The organism is Rhodopseudomonas sp. BR0C11 (genome assembly GCF_010820945.1).
In the GTDB taxonomy this organism is placed as follows: domain Bacteria; phylum Pseudomonadota; class Alphaproteobacteria; order Rhizobiales; family Xanthobacteraceae; genus Rhodopseudomonas; species Rhodopseudomonas palustris_H.
Window position 1 is genome coordinate 1 of the sequence record NZ_QTKI01000105.1, and the last position, 13,246, is coordinate 13,246.

At 65.6% G+C, this 13,246-nt stretch carries 10 protein-coding genes; 2 read left to right on the forward strand and 8 right to left on the reverse strand.

The window, feature by feature from the left end:
* From DYI24_RS10730 to bchF, 7 genes are all read right to left on the reverse strand, one after another.
* The coding region (locus DYI24_RS10730; RefSeq protein ID WP_164572278.1) for a PucC family protein at positions 1-290 on the reverse strand (290 nt) is incomplete at its 3' end.
* Entirely contained in the window at positions 287-988 is a 702-nt protein-coding gene (bchM, locus tag DYI24_RS10735) for a magnesium protoporphyrin IX methyltransferase (RefSeq protein ID WP_107343556.1), read from the reverse strand. The genes bchM and DYI24_RS10730, both read right to left, overlap by 4 nt.
* Positions 988-1,926, reverse strand: coding sequence for a ferredoxin:protochlorophyllide reductase (ATP-dependent) iron-sulfur ATP-binding protein (gene bchL, locus DYI24_RS10740; RefSeq protein WP_107343555.1), 939 nt, complete (start codon positions 1,924-1,926; stop codon positions 988-990). The genes bchM and bchL overlap by 1 nt, the downstream gene beginning before the upstream one ends.
* Positions 1,923-5,669 (reverse strand): magnesium chelatase subunit H, encoded by a 3,747-nt coding sequence (locus DYI24_RS10745; RefSeq protein WP_107354756.1) that lies wholly within the window; start codon positions 5,667-5,669, stop codon positions 1,923-1,925. Before DYI24_RS10745 ends, bchL begins: the two co-directional genes overlap by 4 nt.
* Complete coding sequence (bchB, locus tag DYI24_RS10750; protein WP_164572279.1) at positions 5,644-7,266, reverse strand: ferredoxin:protochlorophyllide reductase (ATP-dependent) subunit B; 1,623 nt, start codon at positions 7,264-7,266, stop codon at positions 5,644-5,646. Before bchB ends, DYI24_RS10745 begins: the two co-directional genes overlap by 26 nt.
* A 2-nt stretch (positions 7,267-7,268) precedes the next feature.
* On the reverse strand, positions 7,269-8,558 hold the full coding sequence (locus tag DYI24_RS10755) for a ferredoxin:protochlorophyllide reductase (ATP-dependent) subunit N (RefSeq protein ID WP_164572280.1): 1,290 nt from the start codon (positions 8,556-8,558) through the stop codon (positions 7,269-7,271).
* On the reverse strand, positions 8,555-9,040 hold the full coding sequence (gene bchF / locus DYI24_RS10760) for a 2-vinyl bacteriochlorophyllide hydratase (protein ID WP_107343551.1): 486 nt from the start codon (positions 9,038-9,040) through the stop codon (positions 8,555-8,557). Before bchF ends, DYI24_RS10755 begins: the two co-directional genes overlap by 4 nt.
* A gap of 331 nt (positions 9,041-9,371) precedes the next feature.
* Between bchF and DYI24_RS10765 the strand changes: the two genes are divergently transcribed.
* Both DYI24_RS10765 and DYI24_RS10770 read left to right on the forward strand, forming a co-directional pair.
* Positions 9,372-10,253, forward strand: coding sequence for a cobalamin B12-binding domain-containing protein (locus tag DYI24_RS10765; RefSeq protein ID WP_164572281.1), 882 nt, complete (start codon positions 9,372-9,374; stop codon positions 10,251-10,253).
* A gap of 60 nt (positions 10,254-10,313) precedes the next feature.
* Positions 10,314-10,976, forward strand: coding sequence for a biliverdin-producing heme oxygenase (locus tag DYI24_RS10770; protein WP_164572282.1), 663 nt, complete (start codon positions 10,314-10,316; stop codon positions 10,974-10,976).
* 257 nt (positions 10,977-11,233) lie between these two features.
* Here the strand turns inward: DYI24_RS10770 and DYI24_RS10775 are convergent.
* Positions 11,234-13,246 (reverse strand): GAF domain-containing protein (locus DYI24_RS10775; RefSeq protein WP_164572283.1); only part of this gene is annotated, 2,013 nt, incomplete at its 5' end.

Consider the following 13,246-nt stretch of genomic DNA (forward strand, 5'->3'; position numbering starts at 1 on the left):
GAGCGGTGAAGGTCGGACTTGAAGCCGATCAGCACGCGGAACGGCGCGAACACCAGCGGCAGCGACACCATCAGCGAGACGAGCAGCGTGGTGACGCCGAGCTCGACGATCATCACCCGGTTGAGGGTGCCGTTGAGCAGAACGATCGAAGCGCCGACCGAGACCTGAAACAGCGACAGACGCAGCAGACGACCGAGCGGAAGCTCCTTCGTCGCCGCGTCAGCGAACGGCAGGAAACGCGTCCCGAGACGCATCCAGCCTTTCGCCAATGTCGCCGCCAGTTGGCTCATCGTCGAACCATCTCCAGGGCTTGCGAGGTGTAGAAGCCGGACGACACCCGATGGGTGCGGCCGGGCTGCCATTGCGCCAGCAGCGGCTCTTCGGCCACTAGGCTACGCAGTGTCTTTTCGCTGATCGGCTCGATCGCCGGCGCACGGTCGGCGCGCGGGAAGAAGCCGCCGACGAAATGCATCAGCGTCAGCAGCGGCGTCTTCGGCGCGAACGTCACCGCCATCGACTGCCGGGTGCGTGACGCCAGCGTCGCCAGCATGCGGCAGATGTCGTGCGGCAAATAGTGGATCAGCGAATCCATCGCGACCACGAAGTCGAACTCGCCGAGTTCGGGGTCGAGCATATCGCCGGAGCGGAAGTCGATCGCGGCCGGATCGATGTCGGCCGGCAGACGCTCGCGCGCCACCGCCACCAGCGTCGGCGACAGATCGATCGCAACGATCTTGGCACCGCGCCGCGCCGCCTCGATCGACAGCGCGCCGGTGCCGCAACCGGCGTCGAGCAGCCGGGTGCCGGTCATGTCGGCGGGAAGCCACGACAGCAGCGTGTTGCGCATTTCGTCGCGGCCGGCGCGCACGGTGGCGCGAATGCCGCTGACCGGAGCATCCGACGTCAGCTTGGCCCAGGTGTCGGCCGCGGTGCGATCGAAATAGGTTTCAAGCTCGCCGCGACGCTCGATGTAGCTGCCCAACGCCATCAATCAAATCCCAAGAGATCAAAGATGTCGCGATCCTTCAGCGGCTTGCCCTGGACCGGGGGTTCCTTCGCCTCCCACAAATCCGTCGCGAGCCGAAGATACTCATTTTGCACAGCTTCAATTTCTGGGGTGTGATCCATCTCAAAAAGCGTCATCTTTTTCAGACGGCTCTTTCGGATGACATCCAGATCCGGCAGATGCGCGACGCGCTTGATGCCGGTGCGCTCGCCGAACTTGTCGATCTGGTCGGTTTCGCGGCTGCGATTGGCAATCACTCCCGCCAGACGCACGGCATAGTTCTTCGACTTCGCCTGGATCGCCGCGGCGATGCGGTTGGCGGCGAAGATCGAATCGAAATCGTTGGCGGCGACGATCATCGCCCGCTCGGAATGCTGCAGCGGCGAGGCGAAGCCGCCGCACACCACGTCACCGAGCACGTCGAAGATCACCACGTCGGTATCTTCGAGCAGATGATGCTCCTTGAGCAGCTTGACGGTCTGGCCGACGACGTAGCCGCCGCAGCCGGTGCCGGCCGGCGGACCGCCCGCCTCGACGCACATCACGCCGTTGTAGCCCTCGAACACGAAGTCTTCTGGGCGCAGCTCCTCGGAGTGGAAGTTCACCGACTCCAGGACGTCGATCACCGTCGGCATCAGCTTCTTGGTGAGCGTGAAGGTCGAGTCGTGCTTCGGATCGCAGCCGATCTGCAGCACGCGCTTGCCGAGCTTGGAGAACGCCACCGACAGGTTCGACGAGGTCGTGCTCTTGCCGATACCGCCCTTGCCGTAGATCGAGAACACCTTGGCGGTGCCGATGTTGAGGTTGGGGTCGAGCTGGACCTGGACACTGCCCTCGCCGTCGCCCTCGGCGCATTTCGACGCGTTGACGTCGGCGCAGCCCGAGGTCTTCAGCTTGTTGGGATCAGTCAGGATGTTCATGCGGCCACTCCCACGCCTTCCAGGCGATCCTCGAGCTCTTCGCCTGCCTTGCGCAGGGTCTCGAGCATTTCCGGGTCCGGAGACCAGTAGTTGCGTTCGTGCGCTTCGATCAGGCGGTTGGCGACTTTCGCCGAGGCTACCGGATTGAGCGCGGCGAGGCGTGCCCGCATTTCAGGATCGAGCACGAAGGTCTCGGTGAGCTGCTTGTACACCCAGGGGGCGACTTCGCCCGTGGTTGCCGACCAGCCCATAGTATTTGTCACGTGCTCTTCGATTTGACGCACGCCTTCGTAGCCATGCTTGAGCATGCCCTCGTACCACTTCGGATTCAGCATCCGCGTGCGAGTTTCGAGTGCGACCTGCTCCGACAGCGTGCGCACCGTGCCGGCGCCGCGGGTCTGGTCGCCGATATACACCGGCGCGGCCTGGCCACCCTTCGCCTTGCGCACCGCGCGGCTGATGCCGCCGAGCGTGTCGAAGTAGTGGTCGACCGTGGTGACGCCGAGCTCGACCGAGTCGAGGTTCTGATAAGCGAGATCGACGTCGGCCAGCGCGCTCTTGAGCAGCTCGGCGTGTTGCACCGGCTGGCCCTTGAGGCCGTAAGCGAAGCTCTTGCGCTTGGTATAGGTCTCGGCGAGCTCGTCCTCGTCTTCCCAGCGGCTGTTCTCGACCAGATGGTTGACGTTGGAGCCGTAGGCGCCGTCGGCGTTGCCGAACACCCGCAGCGAGGCCGTCTCCATGTCGCAGTTGTGCGCGGCCTGGTAGGCCAGCGAATGCTTGCGGATGAAGTTCTGCTCGGCCGGCTCCTCGGCGCTCGCCGCCATGAAGGCGGCTTCGGCGAGCAGCTTGATCTGCAGCGGCAGCAGGTCACGGAAGATGCCCGACATGGTGATGATCACGTCGATGCGCGGCCGCCCGAGTTCTTCCAGCGGGATCAGATCGGCGCCGGCGAGACGGCCGTAGCCGTCGAACCGCGGCCGGGCGCCCATTAGCGCCAGGGCCTGGCCGATCGGCGCGCCTTCGTTCTTGAGGTTGTCGGTACCCCACAGCACGATCGCGACCGTCTCGGGCAGCGGATTGCCCTCGGCGATGTGCTTGTCGATCAGCCGCTGCGCCTGCTTGGCGCCGTCCTGCAGCGCGTAGGCCGACGGAATCCGGAACGGATCGAAGCCGTGCAGGTTGCGGCCGGTCGGCAGCACTTGAGGCGTGCGCAACAGGTCGCCACCCGGCGCCGGACGGATGAACTTGCCGTCGAGCGCGCGAAGGATCGCGGCGAGTTCGTGATCCTCGGCGAGCAGCTTGTCGATCCCGGCGAGCTCCTTGAGCATGTCGAGATTGGCCTGCGCTTCCGGACCGTTGCCCGACAGGTGTTCGGGATGGCCGCCGCGCACCAGCGCTTCGAGCAGGGACTTGTCGGGGCGCTTGCCGTGCATCGCATCGGCGACGGCTTCCAGCGTCTCGACCCGCTCCTCTTCGGACGGCACGTTGCCGACGACATGGAGGCCGTGCGGGATCAGCGCGTATTCCATCTCGAGCACGGCGTCGGCGAGCTTGGCGATGGTGTCGCCCGCTTCCTCGGCAGTCCAAGCCGGCTCGGCCGGGGCGAGGTCGAGGCCCGCGGCCTGCGCCTGCACCAGCGTCGCGAGATTAGCGCGCTCGGTTTCTTCCTCCGGCGTCAGCCCGCGCCAGCGCTCGAGCGACGACTTCAGTTCGAGCAGCCCGCGATACAGCCCAGCATGCGCGACCGGCGGCGTCAGGTAGCTGACCAGCGTCGCGGCCGAGCGGCGCTTGGCGATCGCGCCTTCGGACGGGTTGTTGGAAGCGTACAGATACATGTTCGGCAGATCGCCGATCATGCGGTCGGGCCAGCAGGTGCCGGACAGGCCGGTCTGCTTGCCGGGCATGAATTCGAGCGCGCCGTGGGTGCCGAAATGCAGCACCGCGTGGGCGCCGAAATCCTGCTTGATCCAGCGATAGAACGCCGAGAAGGCGTGCGTCGGCGCAAACCCCTTCTCGAACAGCAGCCGCATCGGGTCGCCTTCGTAACCGAACGCCGGCTGCACGCCGACGAACACGTTGCCGAAGCGCTCGCCGAGAATGAAGATGGACGAACCGTCGCTCTGCTGCTTGCCGGGCGCCGGACCCCACTGCGCTTCGATCTCCCGCAGATAGCGTTCGTTCTTGACGTGATCGCCGGCCATCACGCGGGCATGGACGTTGGCATTGGCGCCGAACCGTGCCGCATTGCCGTTGATGATCGCCTCGCGCAGCGCGTCGACGCTTTCGGGGACCTCGACGGTGTAGCCTTCGGCCTTCATCGCCTTCAGCGTGTTGTAGAGCGACTCGAACACGCCGAGGAACGCCGCGGTGCCGGTGTTGCCGGCATTCGGCGGGAAGTTGAACAGCACCGCAGCGACCTTGCGGTCCTTGCGTTCGCTCCGGCGCAGCGCCACCAGCTTGGCGGTGCGCGACGCCAGCATTTCGGCGCGCTCGCTGCAGACATGCATGTCGCCGCCGCTTTCGTTGCGCTCGAACTTGCAGAACTTCTCGCAGCCCGGGCAGGCGACGTCGCCGCCGTCGGAGCGGCCGCCATAGACCATCGGGTTGGAGCAGCCGTCGAGCTCGGGGATCGCCACCATGATGGTGCTTTCCACCGGCATCAGGCCGCGATCGGACGTCGCCCACTGCTCCAGCGTCTGGAACTCGACCGGATGCGCCGACAGATACGGCACGTCGAGCGCGGCGAGGATGTCTTCGGCCGCCTTGGAGTCGTTGTAGGCGGGACCACCGACCAGCGAGAAGCCGGTGAGCGACACCACCGCATCGACCGTGGGACGGCCGTTCTTGATGAAGAACTGCTCGATCGCCGGGCGCTGATCGAGGCCCGAGGCGAACACCGGAATCACCCGCAGGCCCTTGGCCTCGAACGTCTCCAGCATGCCGTCATAATGCCCGGCATTGCCGGCGAGCAGATAGGAGCGCAGCAGCAGCACGCCGACCGTGCCCTTGGCTTCGGACGGGCCCGTGGGCAGCTTGTCGACCGACTCGGCGATGCGGCCCTTCATCTTCGGGTGGTACACGCCGATATCGGGATATTCGAGCGGCGGCTCGACCTTGGCGACGCCGCGCAGCCCCTTGCGCGGACCGTTGGCGTAGCGGTCGATCAGCAGCCGCACCATGTTGGCGATGTTCTGCTCGCAGCCCGCCAGCCAATATTGCAGCGTCAGGAAGTAGGCGCGCATGTCCTGCGCTGTGCCGGGGACGAAGCGCAGCAGCTTCGGCAGCTGCCGCAGCATCTTCATCTCGCCCTTGCCGGCCGAGCCCTCATGCTTCTTGCCGCGCAGCTTCTTCAGCCAGTTGATCATGCCGAGCGCTTCGGCGCTCATGTCGAACTTGCCGATGTGGGTGAGCTTCACCACCTCGGAGGCCGACATGCAGCACACCATCGCGTCACATTCGGTGCGCCGCGCCTGCAGCGCCGGCATCACCGCACGGACGTGATCGTCCATGAACAGCATGGTGGCGATGATGATGTCGCCGGTGGCGATGTCGGCGAGGCAGCGCTGCAGAGCGTGTCCGTCGCTGCCCCACTCGTCGGCGGAGTGCACCGTCAGCTCGATTCCTGGATAATCCTTCCGCAACACGTTGCGAGCACGTGCGGCGGCACCGGACAAATGGCTGTCCAGCGTGACGATGACGACCCGAACCGGGGTCTTGTCAGCGGGCGAAGTGCGCTTTGGCATCGTACAAGGTCTCGACAGTAATGGTTGCGACACCATTTTCGTTGGCGAAGCGCTCGGTATTCCGGCGAGCCTTGCCGCGGACGAAGAACGGTATCTTCAGCAGTTCCTTTTCGGCTTCCGGTGCCCACACAGCCCCGGTGGGAGCGGGTGCGGTCGGAGCCGGCTCAGATGCTGCACCGTCGAGAACCGGCGCGCTTTGCGGCAGCGCAACGGCGACCTCCGCCACAGCAGGCGCCGAAGCGGGTGCGTGGCCAGTGCCGAGATGCGACGGCAGCGCGCCGTCCTTGAATTCGAAATCGTCCTTGAACATCGCCAAAAGATGCTCTTCGAGGCCCATCATCAGCGGATGGACCCAGGTGTCGAAGATCACATTGGCGCCCTCGAATCCCATCTGCGGCGCATAGCGCGCGGGGAAATCCTGGACATGCACCGGCGCCGAGATCACCGCGCAGGGCACGCCGAGGCGCTTGGCGATGTGGCGCTCCATCTGGGTGCCGAGCACCAGCTCCGGATGCAGTTCGGCAACCTTGGCTTCGACTTCGAGATAGTCGTCGGTGATCAGCGCCTCGACGCCGTACTTCGCCGCCGCCTCGCGGACGTCGCGGCCGAATTCGCGGCTGTAGGTGCCGAGACCGACCACCTTGAAGCCGAGCTCCTCCGACGCGATCCGCGCCGAGGCGATCGCATGGGTGGCATCGCCGAAGATGAAGACGCGCTTGTTGGTCAGGTAGGTCGAGTCGACCGAATGCGAGTACCACGGCAGCCGGGTGGAAGCCGCCGCCAGCACCGGCTCCGGATCGACGCCGGCAAGGCCGGCGACTTCGCGCACGAATTCGCGCGTCGCCGAAACGCCGATCGGAATCGTCTTGGTGAACGGCTGATGGAAGATCCGCTGCAGCCAGGACGCTGCCTGCGAAGCGACTTCCGGATACAGCACGACGTTGAAGTCGGCTTCGCCGAGCCGGGTCAGGTCCGCCGGCGTCGCCCCCATCGGCGCCACCACATTGACGTCGATCCCGAGCTGGCCGAGCAGCTTGGTGATCTCGGTGATGTCGTCGCGATGACGGAAGCCGAGCGCGGTCGGCCCGAGCAGATTGCACTTGGCGCGCTGGCCCGGCGCGGGCTCGGCGCGCTTGGTGCCGGGCGGCGGCGCCTTCGGACCGGCGATCGCGCGCACCAGCTGATAGAACGTCTCGGACGCGCCCCAGTTTTCCTTGCGCTGATACGCCGGCAGATCGATCGGAATCACCGGAATCGAAAAGCCGAGCGACTTGGCGAGACCGCCCGGATCGTCCTGAATCAGCGAGCCGGTGCAGGACGCGCCGACGATCATCGCCTGCGGCTTGAAGCGCGCATAGGCGTTGCGGGCCGCGCTCATGAACAGCTCGGCGGTGTCCTTGCCGAGATCGCGCGCGGCGAACGTCGTGTAGGTCACCGGCGGCCGCTTGTTGCGGCGCTCGATCATCGTGAACAACAGATCGGCGTAGGTGTCGCCCTGCGGAGCGTGCAGCACGTAGTGCAATTGCTCCATACCCGTGGCAACGCGCATCGCGCCGACATGGGGAGGGCCTTCATAGGTCCATACGGTGAGCTGCATGGTCAGGCCACCAACTTGGCGCGCCGCACCAGCGGCCGCGCGAACAATTCAGCAAGATCGGCCGCCTGCTCGTATCCCTGGATCGGGGTGAACACGAGTTCGATCGACCATTTGGTTGTGATGCCTTCCGCTTCGAGCGGATTGGCGAGACCGAGGCCGCACACCACGATATCGGGACGCGCGATGCGGCAGCGGTCGAGCTGATCGTCGACGTCCTGACCTTCGGTCAGCGCGACTTCGGCCGGCAGCAGCTTGAGCTCTTCGGCCAGCTGCTCGCGGTGCAGATACGGCGTCGCGACTTCGACGAGCTGCATGTCCAGCTCACGCGACAGGAAGCGCGCCAGCGGAATCTCGAGCTGCGAATCCGGGAAGAAGAAGATTCGCCGGCCGCCGAGCTCACTCTTGAACGCAGCGAGCGCACGCTCGGCGCGGGCGCGGTTGGGCGCGGTGACTTGATCGAACTTCGCCGGGTCGACACCGAACGCATCGGCCGCGGCGCGCAGCCAGCCGGTGGTGCCTTCGACGCCAAGCGGGAACGGCGCCGCGAGGCGCTTGGCGCCGCGCTCTTCCAGGGCCCGCACCGTGTCGGGCAGGAATGGCTGCGCCATCAGGATCTTGGTGTTCGGCCCGACGCTCGGCAGCGCGGTCGACTTGCGCGGCGGGAAGAACGCGACGTTGCCGATGCCGAGCGCGTCGAACATCCGCGCGAACTGATCTTCCACCACGTCGGCGAGCGAGCCGATCACCAGCAGCGACGGCTTGGTATCGGTCTGCGCCGGCAGCTCCGGCACCAGCGACGCCAGACAGGCGTCTTCACCCTGGGTGAAGGTGGTTTCGATGCCGCTGCCCGAGTAGTTGAGGATGCGCACGCCCGGCGAGAACCGCTGCGACAGGCGGAGCGCGGCGCGCGACAGATCGAGCTTGATGACTTCCGACGGGCACGAGCCGACCAGGAACAAGAGCTTGATGTCGGGCCGGCGCGCCAGCAGCTGCGTCACCACACGATCGAGCTCATCATTGGCGTCGGTGAGACCGGCCAGATCCTTCTCTTCCATGATCGCCGTGCCGAACCGCGGCTCGGCGAAGATCATCACGCCGGCGGCCGACTGGACCAGATGCGCGCAGGTGCGCGAGCCGACCACGAGGAAGAATGCGTCCTGGATCTTGCGATGCAGCCAGACGATGCCGGTCAACCCGCAGAACACTTCGCGCTGTCCGCTCTCGGTGCGGATTTCGCGAGCGACCAGCTGATCCGCGGTCGCGGTCGAACAACCTGTGACGTGAGCGGTCATGCGCGGCTCCCGGACACCGAGGGCTCACGCAGGCCGGCCAGACGTTCGTCGCGGCGCGCGGCGCGCAGCTTGAGGACGAACTGGGTGGCATTGACGACGTAAGTCGCATAGGCCGCGAGCGCGACGTACATCTGATCGCGCGCATCGCCGAGGCCGAGGAACAGCATCACCAGATAGACGGTGTGCAGCGCCAGCACGAGGAAGCTGAACACGTCCTCCCAGAAGAACGCGGGCGCGAACAAGTAACAGCCGAAGACTTCGCGCTCCCAAATCGCGCCGGTGATCATGATGGTGTAGAGCACCAACGTCTTGATCACGACCGACACGGTCGCAGCGGTGTAGCCGTCGCCGGTTCCGAGATAGCGGAGCACCAGGCCGAGGCTGACGAGGAAGACGACGAACTGGACCGGCGCCAGGATACCCTGCACCAGCGTCCATTTTGTTGCGTCTCGGCGAACCCGCTCTTCGGGCGTGTAGAGCATCTTAACCGTCTGCTTTTGCTGAGAAACCGACCCAGCGGTGCCATCGTGCGGCACAGCACCCTCCGCGCTCTTCATGTAAAGAACGTTTGACACGTGCGTGTCGCGGTGGTGCGATACCGGAACGTTAGATTGGGAGGCCGGGACTGTCGCACCGAGACCCTCTTTTTCTTGATCTGATGCTGACGGACGATGCACCGCGCCACTCCCTAAAGTGCGGCTGATCAACAAAGGCTAGTCTCCACACATGCCACTGTCAATCAAACCATACGTAAATTAAACTTGACGGTCTGTCGGCCGTCAGCCTTAAGTCGAAGGTCAGGGAGTACCGCTCATGACGGACTGGGACGACCATCCGATCGCGGCCATTGCCGACGCCGAACCGGCTAACCTCCCGGTGACGCCCCTGCCCCCTCCGATCCCGGAGCCACTCTGGCGAGCACGCCCCCGGGTCCAGACCTCTGCCATTGCCCTATCGCTTCGAACGCTCACCCATTCCCGAATTAAGCTGCACACGATCCCGTTTTCGAACATGTCCGCCCCGGTCGATCCTGGTACGCCTTTCGGTGTGCAGCACTTCACCCTGCTGGTTCTCGGTCACGACGAGACTGCTGCCTTCGACTACGTGGAGAGTCTTATCGCGCAGGGGACTGCCACCGAATTGATCTTCCTCAACCTGCTCGCGCCGGCTGCGCAACGCCTCGGCGAGATGTGGGAGCACGACAGTGCGAACTTCCTCAACGTCACGCTCGGCGTCAGTCGACTGCAACGAATTCTTCGCCATCTCGGTGAAAGCGTTGCCGATGATCACCGCGCCAGCGGTGGTGGCACGGTGCTGCTGACCACGCTGGACGGCGAACAACACAGCTTCGGGCTGACGATGGTCGCAGAGTTCTTCAGGCGCGATGGCTGGGACATCTGGACCGGCCCATTCAACACGCGCCGCGAGATGATGGCGCTGGTGCAGGAGCGCATGTTCGACGTCGTCGGCTTTTCGGTCGGCGGCGATCGCCACCTCGATCAGCTCAAGCGCTACGTCCAGGACATCCGCCGCGACTCGCGCAATCGCGACGTGGCGATCCTGCTCGGCGGCCCGTTGCTGCTGCTCAGGCCGGAACTGATCCGCTCGATCGGAGCGGATGGCTATGCGGTCGATGGCGCGACCGCGCCACGGCTCGCCCGCGTGCTGGTCCACGCCGCGCGGAACAAGAGCTGACGCGGGTTCGCAATCGCGAATCGATTTCTGCTATAAGGCCTCCTGCATTGGAGGCCTGGTATGGTGGTGGAAGCAGCGGAGCGCGGCGCCGAGAGCGTCGTCACCGCGTTGTATGTGCGGACCCGACAGCTGCATCTGGAAGCCGAGAAGTCGGGCATCCTCTCCGAGATTCTGCACGGCACCGCTGGCCGCGAAGGCTACACGCTGTTGCTGCGCAATCTGCACCCGGCCTATCGGGCGATCGAAGCGGGCATCGAACGCCACCGCGACAATCCAATCCTGGCGCCGCTTGCCGCGCATCCGCTGGCCCGCACGCCGGCGATCGAATCCGACCTCGCCGCGCTTGTCGGCACGGATTGGCACGAGCGGCTGCCGGTGCTGCCGGCGGCAGAAGCTTATGCAGAGCGGATCACGGAGGTGAGCGAAGGCGACGGCAGCCGCCTGATCGCGCATGCCTACACCCGCTATCTCGGCGATCTCAACGGCGGACAGATCGTGCGCCGGCTGCTGGAGAAGACCATGCAGCTCAGCGCCGCTGAACTCGCCCACTACGACTTTTCGGCGATCGGCGATCCGGCCTCCTTGAAGACCGAATACCGCGAGGCACTGGAGCGCGCCGGCGCGGCGGCTCCCGACGCAGCAGCGGTGATCGAAGAAGGCGCAGTCGCGTTCACCTGCAACATCGCGCTCTCGGTCGCGGTGCAGCAGCATCTGGCTGCTTAAACTCCTTCATCGATTGATTGCAGCCGATATGGTCCTTGTGAAGGGCACTGAGTCCTCGTCCTGAGGAGCCCGGCGAAGCCGGGCGTCTCGAAGGATGAGGAGCCGCATCGCCTGCGGCACATGGTTCGAGACGGCGCTTTGCGCCTCCTCACCATGAGGTTCTTCGTGTTGCAAAGATCGAGAGTCGCAGCCTGTCTCGATCGACCACAGAGCTGCCTAGGTGCTGGTCGCCACGCCTGCGGCTGAGAGACGCAGCACTAAGTCTTATTCTGCGAGCCGCCATTGGGGCTGGCGCTGCCGGCGGGGCGCGCCGCGTGCTGCACCAGATGGCCGAGCACTTCGGCGGTGCGCAGCATCGACTGGCGGACGCCTTCGAGCAGTTCGGCGATTCGTCCGGTCTCGACGCCGTAGGTGATCTCCAACGCGGCGAGCTGCGCGTTCTCGACCAGCGCCGACAGCAGCTTCTCGTGCAACAGGTCCGACCTGGAGTCGAGCCGCACGCCGGGACGCGCGCTGGCGAGAATGCCTTCCTGGAAACGCGTGCGTGCGGCATCTGCCGTGCGACGATCGGTAGCGTCGCTGAAGATCAGCACGAAGCCGAGCGACTGATCCTCCGTCCGCGTCACCGGATCGGCGCGGACCGCCAGCGGCAGCGGACTGTTGCCGGCGCCGCGCAGCAGCACCTCGCCGCGCCACCCACGGCCGTGATCGATCAGTTCGGCGACGTTGCGCAGGAAGTCGTTGGATTCGACGAACAGGCCGGCGAGATCGTCGAGATGGACGGCCGACGGCGCGCCCGCCGGCAGCATCTCGCGGAACGAGTCGTTCATCAGCAGGATGCGGCCTTCGGAGTCGGTGATCAGCACCGGCTGCATCGAGGCATGCACCTGAGACGAAAACTGTTCGTATTGTTCGCGGGCGATCAATGTCCGCACCGCGCGGAATTGCAGCACGATGTCGGCGACGGTCTGCCCGATGGTGCGGGCCGCGGCGAGATCGGCGGCCGTCCACGGATCGGACGTGCCTTCGACGACCTGATGCCACTTGGCGAAGGAGCGCCGCGGCGACAGATCCGCCGGCGTATCGCCCATCGTGAACGGCTTCTTCGGATCGCCGCCCCAGGTGACGGTGTGGACGCGCTCGGGGCGGAACCACATCAGAAACTCGCCGCGGTGATCCGAAATCGGCGCCGCGACCACGCCGCTCGCCATCCGCGTCAGATGTGCGAGCTCCGGCACGTCGAGACCGAGCGAAGCGGTCGACGTCACCGCCGTGCGCGGCTGGCGATCGAGCCAGGCGGCAATCTCGCGGACATCCTGCGTGGCCGGCACTTCGCCGATCGTTCGGATCTGATCTTCGTACACCAGCGCGCAGCCGGCGGCGTGTAGCGGCTGCAGAATCGACTGCGTGGTGTCGAAGATCGCCGCACGCCAATCGCCCTCGCGGGTGATCGCCTCGATCATGCGCTGCTCGAGCCGCTGCACGAACAGCTCCGACTGGCTTTGCGCGAAGCTTTCGAGCGCGGTGATCCGCGTCGCCATCGCTTCGGCAAGCAGCTCACAGATCGCCCGCAATTCGAAATGGATGAAGCGCGGCAGATAGTGGTGGCAGGCGATCAGGCCCCACAGCTTGCCGCCGACCACCAGCGACACCACCAGGGTGGCGCGCACGCCCATGTTCTTCAGGTACTGCAGATGGATCGGCGACATCGAGCGCAGGAAGCAGCCCGACATGTCGAGATCGCGCCCGGTGAGCGGCGACAGCCGCGGCTGCAGCGGCACCGGCTGGTAGCCGACGTCGACCAGCACGCGGAGGCGCTGCCGCTCGTACAGCCGCCGCGCCATCTGCGGAATGTCCGACGACGGATAGCGGTTGCCGAAATACGATTCGAGCCCGGGCACGTGGCGCTCGGAGAACACTTCGCCGTGGCCCTGCTCGTCGAAGCGATACACCATCACCCGGTCGTAGCCGGTGCGCTGCTGGAACAGCAGCGCGGCGTCGTCGCACAGCGCGCGCAGCGATCCCGCCGTGCGGATGCGCTCCAGCGCCGGCGCCAGCGTGCCGGACAGATCGATCGGCGGGCCGGCACGTTCGAGCTCGATGATCATCCCGCCTTCCGGCGGCCGATGGATCAAGCCATCATATTCCGCCGAGGGATTGCCGATCCGGCATCGCACCGCAACCGGCATGCCTTCGGCGGTGGGATCGAGATGCGGCAGGATCTTGATCAACAGATCGCCGTCGATCTCAGCGAGCGGAACGCCGAGCAC

Coding starts and splice junctions, on each gene's coding strand:
- DYI24_RS10770 (WP_164572282.1), top strand. CDS start 10,314: ATGGTGGTGGAAGCAGCGGAGCGCGGCGCCGAGAGCGTCGTCACCGCG.
- DYI24_RS10755 (WP_164572280.1), bottom strand. CDS start 8,558: ATGACCGCTCACGTCACAGGTTGTTCGACCGCGACCGCGGATCAGCTG.
- DYI24_RS10745 (WP_107354756.1), bottom strand. CDS start 5,669: ATGCCAAAGCGCACTTCGCCCGCTGACAAGACCCCGGTTCGGGTCGTC.
- bchL (WP_107343555.1), bottom strand. CDS start 1,926: ATGAACATCCTGACTGATCCCAACAAGCTGAAGACCTCGGGCTGCGCC.
- DYI24_RS10765 (WP_164572281.1), top strand. CDS start 9,372: ATGACGGACTGGGACGACCATCCGATCGCGGCCATTGCCGACGCCGAA.
- bchM (WP_107343556.1), bottom strand. CDS start 988: ATGGCGTTGGGCAGCTACATCGAGCGTCGCGGCGAGCTTGAAACCTAT.
- bchB (WP_164572279.1), bottom strand. CDS start 7,266: ATGCAGCTCACCGTATGGACCTATGAAGGCCCTCCCCATGTCGGCGCG.
- bchF (WP_107343551.1), bottom strand. CDS start 9,040: ATGCTCTACACGCCCGAAGAGCGGGTTCGCCGAGACGCAACAAAATGG.